The sequence below is a fragment of the Fluctibacter corallii genome (assembly GCF_025751585.1).
GTDB classification, from domain to species: Bacteria; Pseudomonadota; Gammaproteobacteria; order Enterobacterales; family Alteromonadaceae; genus Fluctibacter_A; species Fluctibacter_A corallii.
Window position 1 is genome coordinate 227,293 of the sequence record NZ_JAOWKX010000003.1, and the last position, 21,920, is coordinate 249,212.

General features: G+C 42.7%; 18 protein-coding genes. 9 read left to right on the forward strand and 9 right to left on the reverse strand.

Annotated features, from left to right (window positions below):
- Positions 1-34: 34 nt before the first annotated feature.
- Positions 35-991, forward strand: a complete 957-nt coding sequence (locus OE749_RS07240; protein WP_263711752.1) for a universal stress protein — start codon at positions 35-37, stop codon at positions 989-991.
- A gap of 135 nt (positions 992-1,126) precedes the next feature.
- Positions 1,127-2,980, forward strand: a complete 1,854-nt coding sequence (locus tag OE749_RS07245; protein WP_263711753.1) for a winged helix-turn-helix domain-containing protein — start codon at positions 1,127-1,129, stop codon at positions 2,978-2,980.
- Positions 2,981-3,155: 175 nt separating this feature from the next.
- On the opposite strand, the gene OE749_RS07250 is transcribed toward OE749_RS07245, so the two are convergent.
- The 6 genes from OE749_RS07250 to OE749_RS07275 form a co-directional block, all read right to left on the reverse strand.
- A complete protein-coding gene (locus OE749_RS07250) occupies positions 3,156-3,413 on the reverse strand; it encodes a hypothetical protein (protein WP_263711754.1) in 258 nt (85 codons plus the stop codon).
- 917 nt (positions 3,414-4,330) lie between these two features.
- Entirely contained in the window at positions 4,331-5,125 is a 795-nt protein-coding gene (locus tag OE749_RS07255; protein ID WP_263711755.1) for a BRO-N domain-containing protein, read from the reverse strand.
- Positions 5,126-5,238: 113 nt separating this feature from the next.
- A complete protein-coding gene (locus OE749_RS07260; RefSeq protein WP_263711756.1) occupies positions 5,239-5,625 on the reverse strand; it encodes a hypothetical protein in 387 nt (128 codons plus the stop codon).
- Positions 5,626-5,634: 9 nt separating this feature from the next.
- The gene (locus OE749_RS07265) at positions 5,635-6,039 is read right to left on the reverse strand and encodes a DUF3800 domain-containing protein (RefSeq protein ID WP_263711757.1); all 405 of its coding nucleotides are present in this window, start codon (positions 6,037-6,039) and stop codon (positions 5,635-5,637) included.
- Between the two features lie 497 nt (positions 6,040-6,536).
- A complete protein-coding gene (locus tag OE749_RS07270) occupies positions 6,537-8,276 on the reverse strand; it encodes an SUMF1/EgtB/PvdO family nonheme iron enzyme (RefSeq protein WP_263711758.1) in 1,740 nt (579 codons plus the stop codon).
- Between the two features lie 190 nt (positions 8,277-8,466).
- On the reverse strand, positions 8,467-9,411 hold the full coding sequence (locus OE749_RS07275) for a helix-turn-helix domain-containing protein (protein WP_263711759.1): 945 nt from the start codon (positions 9,409-9,411) through the stop codon (positions 8,467-8,469).
- A gap of 100 nt (positions 9,412-9,511) precedes the next feature.
- Between OE749_RS07275 and OE749_RS07280 the strand changes: the two genes are divergently transcribed.
- From OE749_RS07280 to OE749_RS07300, 5 genes are all read left to right on the forward strand, one after another.
- Positions 9,512-9,910 carry a rhodanese-like domain-containing protein gene (locus tag OE749_RS07280; protein WP_263711760.1) on the forward strand — a complete coding sequence of 133 codons (399 nt, stop codon included), beginning with the start codon at positions 9,512-9,514 and terminating at the stop codon, positions 9,908-9,910.
- Positions 9,903-10,358: a GNAT family N-acetyltransferase gene (locus tag OE749_RS07285; protein ID WP_263711761.1), complete on the forward strand. Its 456-nt coding sequence runs from the start codon at positions 9,903-9,905 to the stop codon at positions 10,356-10,358. Before OE749_RS07280 ends, OE749_RS07285 begins: the two co-directional genes overlap by 8 nt.
- Positions 10,359-10,572: 214 nt before the next feature.
- The gene (locus tag OE749_RS07290) at positions 10,573-11,124 is read left to right on the forward strand and encodes a hypothetical protein (RefSeq protein ID WP_263711762.1); all 552 of its coding nucleotides are present in this window, start codon (positions 10,573-10,575) and stop codon (positions 11,122-11,124) included.
- A 115-nt stretch (positions 11,125-11,239) separates the two neighbouring features.
- Positions 11,240-12,082, forward strand: a complete 843-nt coding sequence (locus tag OE749_RS07295) for a hypothetical protein (protein ID WP_263711764.1) — start codon at positions 11,240-11,242, stop codon at positions 12,080-12,082.
- A 163-nt stretch (positions 12,083-12,245) separates the two neighbouring features.
- On the forward strand, positions 12,246-12,890 hold the full coding sequence (locus OE749_RS07300; RefSeq protein WP_263711766.1) for a PEP-CTERM sorting domain-containing protein: 645 nt from the start codon (positions 12,246-12,248) through the stop codon (positions 12,888-12,890).
- A gap of 78 nt (positions 12,891-12,968) precedes the next feature.
- Here OE749_RS07300 and OE749_RS07305 read toward each other — a convergent pair whose 3' ends face one another.
- The 3 genes from OE749_RS07305 to katG form a co-directional block, all read right to left on the reverse strand.
- On the reverse strand, positions 12,969-14,981 hold the full coding sequence (locus OE749_RS07305) for a TonB-dependent receptor plug domain-containing protein (RefSeq protein WP_263711768.1): 2,013 nt from the start codon (positions 14,979-14,981) through the stop codon (positions 12,969-12,971).
- Between the two features lie 102 nt (positions 14,982-15,083).
- Positions 15,084-16,172, reverse strand: coding sequence for a cytochrome-c peroxidase (locus OE749_RS07310; RefSeq protein ID WP_263711769.1), 1,089 nt, complete (start codon positions 16,170-16,172; stop codon positions 15,084-15,086).
- Positions 16,173-16,285: 113 nt separating this feature from the next.
- Positions 16,286-18,562 carry a catalase/peroxidase HPI gene (katG, locus tag OE749_RS07315; protein WP_263711771.1) on the reverse strand — a complete coding sequence of 759 codons (2,277 nt, stop codon included), beginning with the start codon at positions 18,560-18,562 and terminating at the stop codon, positions 16,286-16,288.
- A 327-nt stretch (positions 18,563-18,889) separates the two neighbouring features.
- On the opposite strand from katG, the gene OE749_RS07320 reads away from it, so the two are divergent.
- Complete coding sequence (locus OE749_RS07320) at positions 18,890-19,879, forward strand: Fic family protein (protein WP_263711773.1); 990 nt, start codon at positions 18,890-18,892, stop codon at positions 19,877-19,879.
- Between the two features lie 7 nt (positions 19,880-19,886).
- Positions 19,887-21,917, forward strand: coding sequence for a calcium-binding protein (locus OE749_RS07325; RefSeq protein WP_263711775.1), 2,031 nt, complete (start codon positions 19,887-19,889; stop codon positions 21,915-21,917).
- The last annotated feature ends 3 nt before the right edge of the window (positions 21,918-21,920 follow it).

The window sequence follows — 21,920 nt, forward strand, 5'->3', positions numbered from 1 at the left end:
ATTCTAGGTAGAGCTTCATATAGCGAGGTGTATCATGCGTAGTCAAAATATTCTGTATGTTTTTGCTGGCGACGAGAGCTGCCACTCAGATGCGCTAGCACGTGCTGTGCATTTGCATCAACAAGGATATGGTACGTTGACCTGTTTATGTGTCTATCCAACGTTACGCTTTCCTCCTCACCTTAAGTTAAGCTTGCCTGACGCTACGGTTATTGAATCTGAATTAACTGAGCGTGCTAAAAAACACCTTTTTGAGGCTGTTGAAAAAATAGCACCCGACACGCTCGTTCAGTGTGAAACTCGCTTTGGACACATGTATATCGAAGCCATCCGTTTTGGTTTGCAGCAACAAAGTACCTTAATTATTAAGGCTGCTAAAAACCCAGAGTGGACAGATTTTTTGTTTGATAGTGAAGATATGCACTTACTTCGAAAAAGTCCGATGCCAGTGTGGCTCACAAAAGAACCAGACAACAAACCCATTAAACATATCGTTGTTGCGTTGGATTTTGAGCATATTGAAGAAAGTGAGGAAAGTGAACGGCTCAATCAACAGCTATTACACCAAGCGTTTAACATCGCTCAGAGAGAGCGTGCAACCTTGCACTTACTGAATGTATACAACGCTTCTTCCGCTGATTTTGCCAGTCTTTGGGTAGAGAACCCGAAAAAGCTTGAAGAGGAGGTATTGAAAGATGAAAAACTTACTCGTCAGGCTGCTATGCAGGATCTGATCGAAGAGGTCGAAGCACAGAATGGCATTCGCTTCGCCGATATAAAACATCACATTCACCTTATTCAAGGCTCTCCCAATCGAGATATTGCCAAAAAGGTAAAAGCACTACAGGCAGATCTGGTGATTATGGGGAGTGTAGGACGCAGCGGTATCGCTGGACTTTTAATCGGAAACACTGCCGAAACAACATTATTGCAGTTGGAGTGTGCTGTGTTGGTAATGAAGCCTGATGGCTTTGTGTCTCCGATTGTGTAAATTGGCATATCGTGTTGCTGGTTTACGTCGCTTGCGTTTAGATAAGTGAGATTTTTGGGAATCCTTGGGAGATTTGAATTTTTAACATAGGCAAGTAGAATCAACGGCTGGCTGATGTAGGGTGTAAAGGACGCGATGGATTTTTACTTTCAGGGATTCCACTTCAAACAAGATCAACTTGTGCTGTTCAAACATGGAGAGGTTGTAGGCTTACGGTTGAATGAAGCCAAGCTTCTGGCGTTATTGATTAGTGACCCGGAGAAGGTGTTTAGTAAACAAGAAATCCTAGACTCGGTGTGGGCGGGAAAAGCCGTTGCTGAACAGTCAATTTTCCAAAATATTAGCCATTTGCGGAGTATTTTTGGTGGGGATGCTATTCGTACTCACCCTAAAAAAGGCTATCAATGGACCATTCAGCTAGAGGAAGCGCCCCTGCTTAAAGCTCCTGTGGTGCTAGCACCAAGCAGCCATGTTGGTCTAAGGGCTGTCTTTGTTGGTATCCTATTAACTTTCGTCGTCTGCCTTTTTTATTTATATCAGCCATCCTCGTTCTCATCACAACAAACAAGGGCAGCGACTGTTGCTGTAATATCAGAAAATGATGACGTTATAGAGCATTTTTCCGCATCAACGCCCTCAACCAATATCCGCTTTATCCCCGAGAGTAACGTTAAGATTGACGCTTACGAAGTAGAGCACGATTCTATTAAGCCCCTGTTAACAAAGCGAAATGCCGATGTGCTTATGCTTGTCGAAACACAACAGCACGATGATCATATTGGCCTTTCTTTCTCACTACGAAGAGAAAACAACCGCTGGCAGGGATACCTTAGTGGTGCTTCAGTTGAACATGTTTTGGCGCGTTTAACTGAGCATGTAGAGAGCGTTGTAAAGTCCAACGTATTGGAAGTGAGTGAAAACAGCCTTAACTTGCTTAATGCCCGTTTACGCGTGCTGTACAGCCAGAACCCTGATGACGCCATTGTTTTATTTCAGCTAATCAATAATTTAAAAGAGATAGGGGAGTATGAGGAGGCATTGGTACACCTTCATAAACTTCAGCAGCTTATGAAAATACACCCCTTTCTGGAGTATCACAGCAAAAGCCTCGTTTTGATTCAGCAGATCAACGCTCTCCTTTATGATGGGGAGTTGGTTTTAACTAAGTGGAATGATAATCAGATTGCGCTGGCAGAACAGATTGCAATCACACACTTGGATCAAATCAGCTTACGTCAATTATCCCTATTGCAGGGGAAGCGCGCCCTGGCTGAGAAGAACTTTCCGTTATTAGAAAGTGAAATGAAGTTAGCGATTCAGCGAGAAAACAACGCGGGCAATTTTACCTCAGCGCTAGACCTAACCATTACGCTTGCCTCTTATGCCAATAAGCTGAACGAAATAGAAGCGCGTAATGACTACTTATCGCAAGCGAAACGCACTATTGACGCTCATGGGCTAGATAAAACGTGGCTTGCGCAAGTGTACTTTCAGCAAGGTTTATTTGCAGAAAAGGCGGGGGACGATGACCGAGCTATGGGGCATTATCGAGATGTGTTGTCTGTGTACCTTCCAAATCAAGACAGTTGGAGTAAAGAGCGGGCACAGTTTCACTTAGCTCGCATATTAAATGGTAAAGAACGCTTTGCAGATGCAATCGCGCTATTTGAGAATGAAAAAATACTGAGCGCCAAAGAGCGGTTGACGATGGCCTCCATTTACTTTGATTGGGGAAATATTGCGCTAGCAAAACAGCATGCTGACAGTGCTTATCAAATGGCCGTGCAGAATGGAGAATTAGCCACATCACTCTATGCTGCGCTATTGCGTGTTGAGGTTAGTGCTGACAGTGCGGAGGACATCGACGGGCAACGATATGCACACTATATTCGTAAACATGCATTCGCAAGTTGGCTAAAACAAGTAAGAAAGCGTTTGGATAAATTGCGTATTTTTAATAGAGATTACCAACACTTTAATGATCTGTAGTAGCACCATATCTGATCGGATACTTTGTGTTTAAAGCTCAACAACATCTGACGGGCATCGACAAAGAGCGGGCATTTGCCTTTCAGCATAAGGGGAAGCGACGTAGCGGTATAATCGCGAAGCAGCCAGCGAGTAGTTGTTCCAGTGAGCGACAGCGAAAGTCTTAATGCTTTTGTTATAGATATGGTATTGAAAAGAGAATATTTTTATTAGGTATTAACCATATCATTAATATGCCAATAAAACAGAACCCAATGCCGACGGCTTTAGCATGATTACCAGTTAAACTAGATTTGGAACTTTTAATAAACTTAGCATTATATTCAGCGCCATTCGTTACCCCTGCTTCTACATCAACTTTTCCTACAATGATCACTTTTAACCCAAAGTAAATCATTAGAATTCCAAATAAGTCTATTAATCCAACTTCCATATTTAATACCTATAACTTTTGAATAAGGGCTGATAACGCGCAGGGCATAATAGCAAAGCGGCCCCGCGTGTATGCGTCCCAGTGCGCCTTGACGCATGCCATAATCTGTTTGTTATGTACGTGCCCAAAATATCAGATGATATTAACTTAATCACTTAGTACTGGGCCAAGTAATATGACCCAGATATCCTTACGCCAAAAGGACTGTGGAGAAATAACTGAAAAAAGCACTTCTCTAATGAGGTAAAAAGTAGAACCAGCTACTACAACTAACCCCGCAACCAAGTAATACTCGGGAGCCGAATCTCTGCGCCCTATTCCTTCGACACCAGTGTCAATTTGTAGCAATACCCAATACGTACCGAAAGTGCTTGATAACAAGAAAACTAAAGACGTGAATAAGGTTGTATTAAAAATAGATTTTCTCTCAATTACTGACAAGTACGTAACGCCCGCCTAACACGCAATGTGTTGGCATTGCTTTTTCCGTTGTTTGCCAAAACCATGACAATTTTACATTGTCAGAGTTGAGGCGCTTGTTATGTATCGTTACCACGAAAAATGATTCACTGCTTCTTTGTACGAGGCTAGGGCTTTGTATATAGCAAATTTGACTCTTAACTTTTTGTAAAACACTTGAAAGCAAAATACAGGTAAGAACCACACTACTAGAAGTAGTACTTGAATAAAAAGCAATACAAATACAAATTCGTTGTAAATGCCATCGAGCAAAAAGAAGATTAAAACGAGCAGATTTAGTCCAACAAAAAGCCAGATGCCCCAACGTGCATCTTTTAAGAGTTCTCTTAATTCCGTGGTTTTACTTTTACTTGGAGCTTTCATTATTTCTCGTTTCATTACGCCTAACTATGTGTCCCAGCGAACGCAGTGAGTGACAATAGTTGTTTGTTAAGTGTTTACTTCTTGGGGGTTTCTTTTGATAACCCTTTTTTAATTTTTGCGATCCCTTCCCCAAGTGGAGGTAGCTCGATTTTAAGTTTTGTTAAACCTAATTCAAACTTCCCTCCAGATATTATAAGAGCAACAACTAATGCTATAGAAACCCCAGAGAAGACGATATCCAATGGATTGCGCCTACGTATATTCGTAAAAGTAAGCTCTTGCTCATAGGGCAATTGAATAAGTGAATATGCGGCTAATTGATTTTCAGATGTTTTCGATAGAATCTTTCGCATTTTTTTTGCTAGTTCATTCGCTTGTTTAAGCTCTTGCTGATTTACAATTATAGAGGTTGTGGAACAGCCAAGCTCAGTGACCGCGAGTGTATATAAAGCGTTTAGTGTAGTTAAGAAGCGATTTAGTTCTCTTAACGAGATTGGTCCCCTGTTAGTATCAATCAATACAGTATTAGAAAATTTTATTTCTGAGGGATAAGTTCCATACTTAATTAAAGAAGGTATGACCTCATGGTACAACCAACGTCTTAATTTTTTTGAATCAGAACTTTCGTCAAGAGAAAAGATCCTTAGCAGACCAGGCTGGTTAACGTAGACACTCTCCTCGAATTGGTAGTATTCATCCTTGTCTAAATTTTTCACAATACTTTTTACAAATGAAGAATCTATAGGAGACTTGTGATTTAAAATCGATAGGATATCGATGAGTGAAAAAAAAGCATCACCACCAAAATAATGAATATCAATCTTGTTTTCACCTGCGTCATTTAAATAATGAATTGCGAATTCCGTCACTAAAACCTCCTAGAATCTGAATGCCCACCTTAGGGGCAATAATACGTAGGCTAAAAAAGGAAGCAACGCGACTGAGCCTACGTGTTATTGTCCCAGCGAGCGCCAGCGAACAACTATAGTTGTTTGTTAAGTGTCATATACCGGTCAAAATCTTCGCGACTTACATTAGCTACCGACAAATTAGGCACAACTTGTTTTGTAGCAGGAATGGCTCGTGTCTCAAAAGGAAAGTGCCAAATATTAAAATCCTTGTTTGGCATTGTATCGTACGCTAATGAGTCCCAGCCTAAAAGCCTTGCCATTTTTTTGATAGCAATTTTCTTCGCGGGCTGCATTTGAGCTGAAGGTTGAAAGTACAATTGGTAACTGCTGTTAACGGCACCAGTTAAAATATCTACTGCTTGTAAGCCCCAATGATACCTGGAATCTTCCATCGCAACATGGTGTACTTTTGAAGATGTTGGAAGTTTCGCTAACATATGGTTTGTTATGATTTGCATAACTTCATGTTACTTCGCATAGGAGTTAGATTTCTGATCTGCAAATACAGTAATTTTTGCGTTTTTAGAACGGCTGCTTTCGCGGATAAGATAGTCATAAGTTGTGTAAAAAGCCGCTTCTTCATTGCTATGCCACTTTCGGTAAGGTTGTTTGGATACCGCAATGGCATGAAATGACACGGGGCTTGTTAAGACAAATCTCAATGTATCGATACATAGATTAATTTGGCCTGCACTTTTTCTAACTTTTTCCCATTTTATCTCCCCTTGCAGACCACTTCTGTCATATATATCAGAAATTTTCTGATTAAATTCTACGAAGTAGCTTTTGGGAATTGCAATTATGCCTATTGTGTAGCAAGGGCATCCTTTGGATGTGCCGCTCTCATCAGCAAATGCAAATACTTCTTCCATGACTCAAACTCCTTTTTGGCATCTAACAAACCTGAAACACGTTTTTAGCGATATCAATACCCAGAGTTTCTACTAGCTTTGTTATTCTATTCTCCCAAACATAATCCCATTACTAAGGTTAGTTTGGAGGCGGTCATACCGTTAATTTAATATGGAGAAACTTTTCCTATTTCTTGACTCTGTGCGAATAACCAGATGCTGTCTATTCGCACAGAGTCTTTCAGAGTCAAAAAGTGAAGGGACGCTCGCATTTCCTAAACCGTGTCTCAGACTATATATTGGCACGACACTATTTTTTGTGAACTATTTCCACATACTTAAAATAGATTAGCTCATACTGGACTTCCCTGCTTTCGCAGTTGTATTTACCAGTTGAACTCAAGGTAAATGAGAGTCTATCAGGCGTGATCTCGCTCTGTTATTAACAGTGCCAGATCATATGCTGACCAATCCATCTAACGGGGCGCAATGTGTATAATGACCTACGCTCCTAGTTACTACTTCACAGCCAATTCGCTATCCACTTTTTCAAATGCAAACCAATCTAGCTTCCACTGATTGTCGATAGCGAGTATTCGAATGGTGTGTTCGCCTTGGTGTAACTGAATGGCGTCAGATACGACTGTTTTCCACTTGCGCCACCCTCCAGTGTTGGGGATGGAGAACGTACCTTTTTCAAGGCTATTCATGATCAGATTAAACCCTTTACTTCCGCTGGCACTCGCGATGTTATAATGGAGCTGAAAGCGACCACCCTTTGGCACTTGAATTTTATATTCAGTCCAACTGTACTTCATGATTCCGTTTGAACCCGTTAAGGTGAGGCTCGGTTGGTTCGTTTCTTTATGGGTAACTTCGCCAATGCTTGCATTGTGCATATTGTTGAAATCTTCTGCCTGTATTGTTGCAGGGATTGTTTTTATCACATCACTAGAATAAACGGATTGGCTTAGTAAACTTTCTTGTTGGTTAACCACTGCCGCGATTTGATATTTATGCCTTCTATTCTTGGGAGAATGATCGGTGTATGTATGCTTTATGATATTCGATGCGATTTTTTCCATTTCACCGCCGATCGTGTGGCTTCGGTAAATATTGAAAGTCGTGCCAATTTGGCTTTCGTTAGTCTGCCATCGGAGTTGAATGGCATCCGTTTCTTTATCTTCGATTAAAAAAGCGTTCGTTGGCGGACTTGGAAACTTGGGTAAACGCTGCCGAGCTGTCAATGCGGCGGCTTGTGCGGCTTTTAAGTCTTTTTCGAATTCTGTATCTATTGTATGTAAAGCTGTCGCGTGATCGAAATCAAGTGCAAGACGGAAGCCATTCCCTAAGCTCGTGCGCAAATCAGTGCCTACGTGATGGCGTGAAGCTGATGTTATCCGAGAGGGAGGAGACCACAGTCCATATGAACCGCCGCGATGAATCTGCATGATATTTTGTTCGCGGAAAAGGTCGCAATCTGTAATCCACGCAGTACCATTTTGTGGTGCACCATCATAGGTGTGGTGCTCACAATCGGCGGTGAGCTCGCTCACGTTTCCTATGGTGTCATACAGTCCAAATGCATTGGCTTTATAAGTTCCCACTACGGCTGTGAATTCGGAGCCATCATCACACGGAGCATAGGTACCAGCTTGGTTGAAGTGGCGTTCAATGTAAGCTTTTCCGCGCTGATCGTAGACGTTTCCATATTCGCAAAGTTGCGTTTTACTATCGCCGTAAAAGTAGGTGGTTGTGGAGTTTGCTCGGGCTGCGTATTCCCATTCAGCCTCAGTGGGAAGACGGTAACGTTTACCTGTTTGTGCCGAAAGCCACACAGCGTAAGCTTTGGCGTCGTCAGTGCTTACACATAATACTGGGTGAAATGCACTTGGGGCATATTCAGGTGTATCCCAATTCCCTTCTTCTAATGTTATTGGGGGGCCGATACCTTCACTGTTCTTTTTATTAAAACGCATACATTTATTTGCGCTTTCATTCTTCGGCGTATGTTTTGTTGCTTTTACAAATTTCCCATATTCTTTCAGTGTGACTTCGTACTTGCCCATCATAAAAGGAGCGATGTCAACTTGATGGACTGGGCGTTCATTTGCTCTACCATGCTCACTTCCCATCAGAAATGTTCCTTTAGGAATAAGTACCATTGGAGGCTCAATGTAATTAGGGTTTGCATAGGCAGTGGAGATTACACTGCATAAAAATATTGCAGCAACATGGGTTTGGGTTTTAATTTTCACTCGATTGATATCCTAATGTTTCACGCGGCGACAAGGCGCGAGCGTAATAAGCTTGAATTATTTCAGCGTCATTCAAGGTAAAAAATCGAGCAGCGATACGTCCTATGAAAAATCTAATTTCATGTAAAATTAGATAAATTTTAGACGTTTTAACAAGCCAACATATTGTTATTTATAGGGTTTATAGGTTTTACGCCTGTTTGAACTGTTCTCGGTATTCTATTGGTGAAATCGTGAGGCGCTGCTTAAAATTGTGTCGCAGTGTGATCGCACTTTTGTATCCCGATAACTCGGCTATGCGATCTAAATTAAAGTCGGAGGTTTCAAGTAAGCGTTGTGCCGTTTCTATTTTTCTGTCTTGAAGCCAGTTCAATGGGGTCATATTAAACTGCTTGATGAAGTGTCTGTCGAAAGTACGTCGGGTCATGTGCGCCTTTTGTGCCATGTCTTCAACCGTGGGATGGTCGGCTAAATGGGTCACTGCCCATTCTAGTGCAGAAGATAAGGATGAGAGCGTATTGGGAGTAGCAGGCGACACAAATTGTGATTGGCCTCCATTACGGTGTGCAGGAAGCACTAAACGTCGGGCTACTGAATTCGCCACGGCGTAACCAAAGTCTTGGCGAATGACCTCTATGCCTAAATCAATTCCGGCGGCACTGCCAGCAGAGCAGCCTAGGGTTCCATCGTACACATAAAGAATATCATCTTTGAATGGTATATGTGGATAGCGAGATTGAAAGGTCGCTGCGTACTGCCAATGGGTTGTCGCGATTCTGCCTTCAAGTAAGCCTAATTCCGCCAGTAAAAACGTGCCCGAACAGAAGCTAATGACGCGCCCTCCTTTTTGTACATGTTGCAAAATATCTTCTGCCATCACCTCGTTTACAGCGGTATTTTCCACTGGGTAACAGGGAATCACTAATAGTTCACATTCAGGTAAGCGGTTAATGTGCTCACAGACAAACTGAGTGTTGCAGAGTCCGTTGATTGGCGCGTTTTCATAAGACACGACACGTGTAGTGTACCAACTCGAAAACTCAGGACGGGGTAGGGCAAACAACTCAATCGCACAGGCGATTTCAAAAAGAGACAGCTGTTCAGGCAGTAATATCGTGGCGCGCATCGTCAACATTATAATGTCTAAAAGTAATCTAATATTGTCTTTTTAGACAGTCACTGTCTAGTGGGTAAGCACGACATAATCACAATGCTGACAAAAAGGAGGAGCAAACATGTATTCAATGGTAGCAAGACCCAAAGCTGCAAAGTCAGAAGATGCGCTTTTGCATTTTCAGCGTCAGCTGTCTTTCGAGACAGATTGTTGGGATGTGCATTATGCGATGAATAACGGACTATTTGATTTCGTATTGCTAGACGTACGCAGTCTCGATATCGCAAAAGAAGGTTACATCAAAGATGCGACTATGTTGCCACACTCACAGATATCGGAAGCCAGTCTTGCGGGCTATTCCGCTGATACATTGTTCGTGGTGTATTGTGCTGGTCCACACTGCAATGCAACGGAAAAAGCCGCGATAAAACTTGCACGGTTAGGTCGACCAGTCAAAAAAATGATTGGCGGCGTAACGGGTTGGTTAGACGAAGGGTTCGAGTTGGTGAAAGATGAATAACGTTAGGATAAGAGCGGCAGACAGACAAGATTGTGAGCGCGTGCTGGAATTGATGAAGCAACTTGCAGAATTTGAAGGCTACGCTGATAACTTCGCGGTCACACTGGAGGATTTACATCACAGATATATTGAACAGAGACAATTTGGCATCTTAGTGGGCGATGTAAATGGGACGATAGAGGGGATATTAGTCTATTTTTACCAACCGTTTACTTATGATCTGTCACCTTGGATGGTGATAAAAGAATTGTTTATTAGCAAAGCAAGTCGAGGTTCTGGTCTTGGTCAAGCGTTGATGACCCATGCACGTAAGCTTTGTAAAGACAACGGAGGCAAAAAAATGAAATGGGAAGTGCTAAAAAGCAATCATATGGCGAAAGCATTTTATCAAAAGCAAGGGGCTGAACTTCATGATGATTGGCAGACCATGAGCATAAGCAATGTATGATGTATGATGTATGTTCGTTTGTGGCAGTGGGTTAAACCTATTACGCGCTCTAAATTTGGCCGCGATTAGTGGCTAAAAGTTGCGAAAACCACAAATATATCCTGTTTAGACCACTAAGTTCATCTTTTCGCGTATACTCGTTCGTTCAATAACCCGTTTTGCAACAGGTTATTGAACGCACATATTAACTTATGGACATAGAGTAGTGAGAAAAATGCAAAAAATAAAAGCATTAGTTCAAGGTATTTCTGCTGTTTTGCTTCTAGGCGCGGGTCTTCAGACTAGCTCGGCAGCGACAGACGGTGGTTACTTTTCAGGAAAAAAACAAGACTGTGAAATTTGGCGTGAAGTTGCGCCACATAACTGGGCGAATACCACTCGCGGCAATCAGTCAATGATCTTTTACTGTAACCGTGGTGGTTACACTGTTGCGGCAGTAAAGCTAAAAATCACGAGACTTAGCGATAACACGGTTGTATTCAACGAAAGAAGAAAACAAAACCTAACTGCTGGGTATGGTCATGGCTTCTATCCTGACCTGAGCGCCAATATTGGCGAAGAGTATAAAATGGAATTGGATTATACCTTTGTAAAGCTTAAACAAGGTAAGCCAGTTTGGAACAATAAGAAAACCCGAACTTGCACAAGAAAATTCACACCCACGAATGCAAATTCTACGCGCGGTGAAGTTTTCTGGTCTATCAAAAGTGCCGGTACGGCATATAATAATAATGGCTGTCAGGGCGTTCGCTTCGATATTCATTAATTAATGCGTAGAGGGAAGAGTTTGTAAACATAACTTGTTCGACGATTCCCTCTATACACAAACACGGTGAAATTGTGTTTTATCTATCCTTATTTCTATTAAACGAATAAGTAATATGGAATCGGTTTTTCCCCGAGCACGCTATTTTATATCTGGCTTTGTGTGTGCCATGGCACTTATGGCTGGTTATTTATGGTTATCTGACTCTGATGTAGATGAGCCATTTATTCAACCAGAGAACGTGCTGACCACAAAACAGGATTTTCACAGGGTAGAAAAGACACCTAACAGCGAGCGGCTAGACACTGCTCACCTACACATTGATCGCGAAGGCACGTCTGTTGAAGTGCTATTACCTACAAATAAAAGTCACGATCACCCACAAAACCTTCATGATGAAAGTGCGGCAAAGCATAGTCAGGAGTTAAACCAATCATTGTTAGCCTTGGCTGACTATATCGGTCTTGATCCATCGCAGTATCCAGAATTGACGGCATACCAAAATGATGAAATCGCGCTTCTCATCGAGCAGAAATTGGTGAGTCAATTGTATAATGCGCAAGGGGATGTGTTGGCGCAATTTGATGATATCGAGCGGTATTTGGAGGAACATCCAGAAATCGTTTCTCCGCAATTTTTTAAAGAAGTGCTTGATGTAGCAAGCCAGCGTGATGAAATGAGCCATAGTTACGCTATTCATACACTTGCTAATACAATTGAAGCGTTAGAGGACGATCCTCAACGTGTGAATCGTGCCATAGACTACATCGCTCAATCAAAGTACAGCGACAGTGAGCTGGTTAGGTTAACTGTTCTGCAATCATTGAGCGCGGCGATGAATGATACATCACGTTTAAAACAAGAGCTTCGCTACTTTTACGATGACGAATCCGAATTGATACAAGCCAAATTGACACTGCTTCGATTTGAAATGGAGTTTTTTGAGCATACCCGTTAATACTGCGCGTTAACGCCTTTTCTTACCTGTCGAATATATTTACACAGTTGCAGAAAGTGTTGTACATTGTTGGCTAACTGATTGACTATAAACATAATTTATACTGGCATCGTATTTGCTTGAAAGCTGCGTTTATAGAATTAGCCTCATTTAGGAGTAATTAATGAGAGCCCTTCGTATTGTTCGTAACATGCTTTTCTTCGCTTTCGCATTTGTAAGCAGCCAGTCTGTTCATGCTGCATTATTAGTATGGGATATCGCGTTCGAAGTTAATTATGTTGCTGATAATAGCAATGACTATTGGAATAAAAGTGTTAGCGTCGGCGACATCGTGCATGCTACCTTTAGTTACCGCCCAAGCACACCGCAAATTTCAGACAATGGCTACGTGACGACGTATAAAGATGACAACATCTTTTTTGATATGCCAGCGTTTACCAGCGCAAGTTGGTTAAATAACCTCGACGCTGATATCGATACAGTCGACCAAACGTCTCGAGAGATTATTGATATCGATAGTTCTTGGTTTGATGCGGCTGGCCCAATATTTTACGAATCTTTAAGTGTCGGCTTTCTGCACAATGGCGGCCAATATACAAGCTTGCCTGTAAACTGGCATTTGAGACCAATCGAAGATATCGATTTTAGTTATTCCCGTGATTTAGATAACTCGAACTTTGATTCAGAGATTTACATCTCTGGTCAGGCTGTTTCCATTTCATTTCGCCAAATCCCAGAGCCATCGGTATTCGTGCTTATGTTGCTAGGTGCATGTGGGTTGTTGGCCAGCAAGCGTTTACGTAAGTAAAGCGCATTCACCGACTAAGCCTGTGCCCACGTTATTTTGTGGGCACAATTGCCGTTTGGTGTAAGCATTCTGCTTACCTTAATCTCCAAACTTTATACGTACGCCAGCGTTAACAATAAAACCATCGTTACGAGACCAAATGTCTGTCGTCCACTGGCCACTTTGAGATTGTTGTGGAAGAAGCAAAGGATGTTCATCGGTTTGCCTTACGTTCAGTAAATTCTCTAAGTTGATAAACCAACTTGCACGTCCATGTGTTATTTCGCCTAGCAATCCTAAATGCCAATATGGTGAGCTTTCAGTGATATATGGGTTGTCGTCTACGCGTTGCGTGCCAGTGTAGTAAGCTTCGAACCCGACCCGAAAGTTGCCGTGTTGCTCCCACATAGCCACAAAACCTGCGGAGTGGCGAGGTGTTAGTGCAATGGTTTGTCTACCTGAATGGTCAGCAGCGGCTTTTGTAGCATCCAAATACAAATAGCTTCCGGTAAGTTTTATGTCTTTCCAATAGTAACGAAGTAACAACTCCGTTCCGCGAATCTGGCTTTCGCCTTCGGCATTAATAAGTTGTACGCGTGGTAGATCATTGGGAGTCAGGTTATCACTAGAGATGATTTCAGTGACATTATCCACGTTGGATGCAAATAGCGTTAAGCTTGTTTCAATATTGCCTATCAGATAGGTCACATCGACAGACGCGGTTTCGGCTCTTTCTTCATGAATGCCATCAAGTGGTTCAAGTCGTGATAAGCCTGTCGCTTCAATCTCTTCTACAAACGGCGTTGGTGCGAAGAAACCTTTGCCGTATGAGCCTCTAACCGTTAGATCACCTGGACGATAAAGCAGTGAAATACGAGGACTAAACTGTGCTCCATACTCACTGTGATCGTCAACACGAGCACTCAAAGAGGTAGTCATTTGGTCGTTCCATTCATAGTCTAGCTGAGAGAACAGGCCGGGGACGTGGTAAGAAAAATCGAATACCGGAAAGGTATCTGAGCTAAATTGATCTGATTGAAATGCCAACCCGACAATCCAATCTGAGTTGTCTGAATACCCGGTGATGCTGCTTTCTACCAAATAGCTCTCATGCTGGTCGATTTCCATGATTTCACCGAATTCATGGTCATGGTCTTGAACCATGGCAGACGCTTTAACATTAAGCGTAAGACGTTCCGATAGCGGTGTGTCGAATTTTATACCGGCATCGACCCGCTGTGAATCTTGGGCTTGATAAACGGTTTCACCACTGGCAAGTGTTTGCTCACGTAGCGTGCCTCCTTCTCGATTTTCAGTCATGAACCCGATGGTGGCATATAAAGATTCGTCTTTTTCTCCTTCCCAAAATGCACGAGGTCTGACAGTTAGTCTGTCGTATCCCGCTAAATCAATCCAATTATCGCCGTCGATGTCTTGCGCTTGTTGCCTGTGCGCACCTGCCGTGATGGACGTACTAAGTTGATCATTTATTGGCGCGGCTAAATAGGCTGTGATGTCTTGACCGTTTCGGGTTGTCGTATTCAATAATGTTTCTGCTTCAAACTCTGACCCCGGACGGCGTGAGACCAAATTGATGAGCCCGCCCAGCGCGGAGCCTCCGTACAATGAAGACGCCGAGCCTTTGACAATTTCAACGTGACCGAGATCGGTAGGAGGAATCTGCAACAAGCCGATAGATGCCGCTTGATTACCATACAGGGGTAACCCGTCTGCCAGCAATTGTGTGTAACGACCATAAAGACCTTGCAGCCTAATATTCGCACTTCCTAAAGCCGGGGAGGTGGTTTGCATACGAACGCCACCTGTTTCGGCAACGAGCATAGAAATATTACCCGGTCGCATGGCGGCTTTCTCTTCAATTTCTTCTCGGTTGATGAGTTCCACTCTGGTTGGTTCTTCATCCGCAATTCGGCCTGTTCGTGTTGCTTGAATCACAATTCGTTCTACATGTTCACCCTCATCATGGTCATGGTGGTGAGTGTCTTCCTGATGGGACGGTTCTGTAGAAGCAGACGCGACAGAGAATGAAAAAAGCTGAAAAAGAGATAATACGCTTACAGCCCCCATTCTGAAAAAAAGCGATGTTGACATAATACTGCTCTGGAATAGGTGATTGAAATGGCGCACATTTTAGAGGTCAAAGCGACTTAGACAATGGCTTTTCGATAAACAGCCTCTACCTGCTTTAAGGTGCTATGATTCGTTAAGATTGTTCTTGTCAGAAGGCGTAAAACGCTTTTCATTATTCAAGCTGCGTAAAAATGCACTGATGCTCTCAACTTCTTCGTCGCTGAGTTTTTTACCAAACTGGTGCCAGCCTGTTAGGAAAACCGCTTCTTCAAGGGTTTTGCCGTCTCCATCATGAAAGTAAGGCGCGGTATTGGCTACGTTTCGAAGCATGGGAACTTTAAACAGAAAGTTATGATCTTTACGGCCTGTGACTTCGGCGAAGCCTTTATCTTCGGTGTTAGGATACGGCACAACCACACCTAACTTCATGACGAACTGCCCGCCCATCAAAGGCCCGCTGTGGCAACTTAAGCAGCCATTTTTTTGAAGCTGAACAAAGCCTTTTTTCTCAAGCGCGGTCAGTGCGTTGTTATCGCCATTGAGAAAACGATCAAAACGGTCTTGCGTGATTAGCGTACGCTGAAAAGCGGCAAGCGCTTTGGTAATATTCTCGAATGTTAACGGCTCTGCTGCATCAGGAAATGCACGTTTAAATGCCTCTTGATAATCTGGTTGGAGTCTTGCCACGGCCTCTGCTTCGGAGGGCATTGCCATTTCTTTTTTATCCAAAATTGGACGACCAGCTTGATCTGACAATGACGAGGCACCCGCATCCCAGTTTTGCGCAAATTGAAACCCGGCATTCCACGTTGTGGGGGCGTTTCTACGACCATTTTCGCCCAGTGCACCCGGTGAGGTTTTCAAGTTATCAACACCTTGCCCGCCATCCAGAATGTTATGGCAGGAATTGCAAGATTGCGTGCGGTTGACCGATAGTGCCGTTTCAAAATACAGGCTTTCGCCTAGCGTGATAAGCGCGGGGGTATCTGCTTTGCTGTCTGGCATGCTGCTAGGAATGGTACCAACCGACGAAGTCGCCCGCTTACGCAATTCATCGTCGCTCATTGTGGCAGATTGCGCTTGTGTTGTAGCGCTATAACTGAGTGCGCACATGAATACGATCAAGGTGTGAAACAATGCCGCGAGTGCGCGTTTGATGGCGCGCATGGTTAGCGTAGTATTTGTGGAAGATATGAGAAAACCATCGAACATACTAAAGACTTCCTTTTCTGTTTTGGGTAATAATATTAACCTGAATGTGCAGTTAAAGAAAAGGCGGAAAGAGATTCCGCCTTTGTCTATTTATCGTTACATAACGATGTTTTTTATTTCAAATCAAAGCGGTCGTTTTGCATGACCTTGCTCCATGCTTTGACGAAATCATCAACAAAACGCTGCTTTGCGTTGTCGAATGCGTACACTTCTGCCACCGCACGTAGCTCTGAGCTGGATCCGAAAATCAAATCAACGGGGGTCGCGGTGTACATTACCTTACCGGTTTTTCGGTCAACGCCTTCATACAAGTAACCGTCATCGGTTTTACGCCACATGGTTGCCATATCAAGCAGGTTAACAAAGAAATCGTTGGTCAATGTACCAGGACTATTTGTTAATACACCGTGTTTACTGCCGTCTGCGTTAGCACCTAATGCACGCATTCCACCAATGAGAACGGTCATTTCAGGCACAGTTAACGCTAGCTGATCAGCGTGGTTAACAAGAGCTTCGGTTGGGGGTAAGTAAAAGTCGTTGGTATAGTAGTTACGGAAACCGTCGGCTTTTACTTCTAAGAATGAGAATGAGTGCTCATCAGTTTGCGCTTGTGTCGCGTCGGTACGACCGGGTTTGAATGGCACGGTGACATCAAACCCAGCATCTTTCGCGGCTTTTTCAATGGCTGCTGCGCCACCCAGCACGATAAGATCGGCAAGGGAAACCCCTTTTCCGCCAGAGGCTTTTTTGTTAAAGCGCGCTTGAATATCTTTTAGTGCGTTAATGACTTTAGTGACTTCTTGAGGATTATTCACTGCCCAGTCTTTTTGCGGCGCTAGGGCGATTCTGGCACCGTTTGCGCCACCACGCATATCGGCGTCACGGTACGACGCTGCAGCTCCCCACGCTACACGAACGAGTTCCTGCACACTTAAACCTGAAGCTAGAATGTCTTTTTTCAGTGCTTTCACGTCTTTATCTTTAATGGGCTTAAATTCTGCTGCTGGAACCGGATCTTGCCAAAGAAAATCTTCTTTGGGATATGCATCGCCAAGATAATTCGACTTTGGCCCCATATCACGGTGAGTAAGCTTGTACCACGCTTTGGCGAAGGCTTGTTGGTATTCACGTGGGTCGGCGAGAAAACGCTCAGCAATTTTTCGATACTCAGGATCCATCTTCAGTGCTAAATCGGTTGTGAACATGATAGGCGTGGTGAACTTGCCTTCAACATGGGCGTCAGGTGTCGAGTTCTTCATTGCCCCATCTTTTGGGATCCACTGAATCGCCCCAGCAGGCGAGCGGGTTTGCTCCCATTCATTGTTAAGAAGGTTAGACAAATACAACGATGTCCATCGTGTCGGTGATTGTGTCCATGATCCTTCTAGTCCACTGGTAATGGTGTCTTCAGAGTGGCCTTTACCACAGGAATTTTTCCACCCAAACCCTTGTTCTTCAATAGGCGCTGCGCCTGGCTCCGGACCAACGCAGTCATCAGGTTTTTTAGCGCCATGGGCTTTGCCGAAGGTGTGTCCACCAGCAATGAGGGCAAAGGTTTCTTCATCGTTCATTGCCATGCGGCCAAAAGACTCACGAATGTTTTTTGCCGATGCGAGCGGATCGGGCACGCCACCTGGGCCTTCAGGATTAACATAAATCAAGCCCTGATGCACCGCAGCCAACGGTCTTTGCAGCTCACCTTTTTCATTGCGACGATCGCTGGCAAGCATTTCAACTTCGGGGCCCCAATACACTAAATCTGGTTCCCAGTCGTCATCGCGGCCTGCGGCGAAACCGTAAGTTTCGAATCCCATATTCTCAAGTGCAACGTTACCGGCAAGCACGATCAAATCCCCCCAAGAGATATGCTCACCGTACTTTTGCTTAACAGGCCATAGCAGTCTGCGTGCTTTGTCTAAGCTGGCATTATCGGGCCAACTGTTAAGAGGATCGAACCGCTGCTGACCGCCGCCAGCGCCTCCACGGCCATCGTGGGTACGATACGTGCCTGCTGCGTGCCATGTCATACGAATAAAAAACGGGCCGTAGTTGCCCCAATCTGCGGGCCACCAGTCTTGAGAATCAGTAAGAACGTGATTGATGTCTTCTTTTAACGCTGCCATATCCAACTTGGCGAAGGCTTTGGCATAGTTAAAGTCTTCTCCTAATGGGTTCGAGCGTTTGTCATGGTCGCGAAGAGAAGATAAGTCCAATGTATTCGGCCACCAGAACAAATTGGTTTTCGCTTGGTGAGGGGCGACTTTGCCCATGCCAATAGCACCGCTGGGTTTGCTAACTTTTTTATGATCATCTGCGATTGCTGATTGTGAAAGGCTCAATGAGACGATACTGGCGATCGCCGTGAGCTTAACGTAGTGGGATATATGCATAGTGTCTGTCCTGTAGTGCTATGTCAAAAGCATAATGGGTTATTAAAAAGTAGCAGAGGGTTGCCAATAGCAACATTTGATTTAGTCGATTGGGTTAATCGTATTTTTTATTGGGAAATTAATGTATCCGCTCACGCATAGCACAAACAACAAATAGTCTAAACTTGCTTTTGGAGTTTCAGGTGCTTTTTTTGACCTTAGTTTATATTTTCTATGTTGCTTGCTCTTAGATGAGGTTTTTTACGATTGATTTAATTTTCTTTTTTTGTTGACATTATGGTGTGAATGGTTACCATCTTTGTTCTGATGTTTTTTGAGAAGCGCCAAATGGAATTGGATATTACGAAGGAAAGCGACAAATGCTTGAGGTTTTTACTGCGACGTTACATAGCTGGCAATGTTTGTTTAGAGAGAGCTAGGGGAGTATCACGAAAAAAATTAGCTCTAACCTACTGTCATGGGTTAAATGTTGATTTAGATGCTTATTTACTCAAATCTCAGATTGAGACATTTGATATTTACAGATGTAATCTGAGTGGAAAAGAAAAAATAACCTTATTAGATCTATCAAAATCCAATAAAGCTTTGACTTCGGAAAATAAAAGGGGAGGTTACATTAGAAATGCTCAAAGTTGGATTGGAACATCTTATGAGCTTGCTGAGTATATTACACCTCCGCCTGAAAAGCTTAATGCTCACCTTAAAGATTTACTTCATTATATCAATGACCCTTCTATTCCCATTGCTGAAAAGGCAATTAATAGCTACGCGACATTATTGAGGATACATCCATTCATAGATGGTAACGGTAGAACTTCGCGACTTATTTACGATGTTTTGGCTTTTCGTAGCGATATTGACTTTTTGGCTAATGTGCATTTTTCGACTTTTAGATTGGGTGGTGAACAAAATTCTTATAAAGAATTCTTGTCTAGTTGCGATATTGGTAGTTATAAATACCATTGTCACCATTATTGGTTGGAGGCTATGAGTTGGCAAAGGGATTTTTATTTAGAATTTAATGATTTGAAAGATGAATTTAAGGCGGCTATTGAGTCTAAGTTTAATTTTGCATGTGGTTTTAGTGAAAGTGAGTTGTATGTCCTGAATAAAATAATTTGTAAACCAGTTTTTAGTCAGGGGTGTGTTGATTCAGATTCAAAATTGAATTTGGATGTGATGTTTAACTTGAGTTCATTGGGTGTTTTTTCGGTTCAGAAGTATTTAAATAGGGAGTCAATCTTATTTGTTTGTGATGAAACTTTTTATTTTTGGCAGAAAGTTGAAGAGTTAATACTAAAAAATAAAAGAGTATAAGGATATTATGAATTTTAAATTATCAAAACTTTCACTTGCTATGGCATGTGTTGCAATTCCAGTGGGTCTTAATATCTCCGTAAACGAAACATTTTATGACGAGGATGGAGCCTATAACCTAGCTTCAAAGCCAATTATAAGCGGTGTACGTTGGACGGTTAACAACGCTTATGCTTGTAGCTCTCAAGACAATAGCTGCGGAGGCTGGGATACATATACTGTTTATTACTCCCCACCGTCCAGAAATGATTGGGATTGGGATTACGATCCTTACGTTTCTTATGACTATTATAGCTATGATGATTACGATGGAGGTGGCGGAGGTGGCTCCAGTCAAGCTAACGATGGAAATAAGAGTCAGGAACCTCTTATGGATATGCATTCTCAGCGAGATATGGCAATTTTTGTATCAAATATTTTAACTGAAGTTATGGCATTAAAAACAGATCTGTTGGCTTCAAATTATAGAGCATCTGATTTGCATAAACTAAATAGCCTGATTTCTGGTTTAAATTTATGGATTGGTGTTCTAAATGGTGGAGCTCAACTGTCTGAGCATCTAATAGCTGCCAACTATAATGCGGCTTGGGCAGAAGCTGGAGCTTTGATATCAGGAACTTTGGTTGGATTGGGAGTAACTGCTGCGGCTGGAGCGATTACTGCACCCGCACTTGCGGCTATGATGGGTGCTGTCGCAGCATATGGAGTAGCGACTATAGTAGAAAGAAACCTAAATAGAATGGAAATTGCAGATTTTATTGATGAGCAATTTAACACAGACATCTATGATAGCGACGGAAATACCTTTTCCGATTCGTTCGATCGTTTCAGGTGTGTAGCTGGTGTATGTACCCATATGCCTCCTATCATTCTTGATTTGGATGGTGACGGATTGGAAATGATAGAAATTGAAAATTCAAAAACCTTTATTGATTTCGATAATGATGGATACGAAGAGAGGGTGTCGTGGGTCAATGGAGATGATGGAATTTTGTTTATTGATCTTAACGACAGCGGAAGTCTTGATGACTATTATGAATTTTCCATATCCCATCTAGCTGGGCCTAATAAAACTGATCTAGACGGATTAAGAACTTTGGATCGCAATAACGATGAGCTGCTTGATGCTTTTGACGGCGCTTACTCAAAAGTGGGTGTATGGGTGGATAAAAATCGGAATGCTAAAGTTGATGACGATGAAACGCAAAGCTTAATAGAGATGGGCATTGTTTCAATTACCCTTGCAAAAAATCAAGAAAATTTCCTTGTTGGTGGTTCATTGGTATTAGATACGTTGACGTATGATTCGGAAGATAACTTTGGAGTTAAAGAAACTAAAGACGCTTATAATGTGATGGTTCTGGCATCTGAGGATGGTCACAAAGTTACTAAATTGCAAAATGGTATTCGAATTATTGAAAAGGAGTTGTCGGGTAACAGCTTAGATATGAGGAATATAGATACAGATACTTATTTTAATTTGGGATTAGATGAGGTCGCGGGAATTAGCAGTTTCGGTTCAATTAGAACTGGTGATGGAAATGATTCAATAACAATTACCAAGAGTGATGGCGTTTATGTATCGTCGAGAGGAGGAGATGATCTAATTATTGGCGGAAAATCTCATGATCGGCTAAACGGAGGAGCGGGCGACGACAGAATCTTCGGAGAAAATGGCGACGACACTATAAGTGGAGGAAATGGCAAAGATCTTTTAAAAGGAGGGAGGGGAAATGATTTTTTAAAAGGTGGTAAAGGAAATGACAGATTAAACGGTGGATTCGGTAATGATATTTTGAAAGGCGGCGGCGGATTTGATACTTTCATAATTAGTGAGGGGGCTGATGTAATCAAAGATTTTGTTATTGGGGAAGACAAGCTCAAGATTAGAGGTGCCGTACTCTCTGAAGTCGAAGAGTTTATTGGTAAGGCTAAGCAAATTGGGAAAGATACTGAAATTATTATTTCTAGTAATAGCAAGCTTAAGCTCAAAGGTGTGATTGCTTCAGATTTGTCTACTAACGATTTTAAATTGTAATAG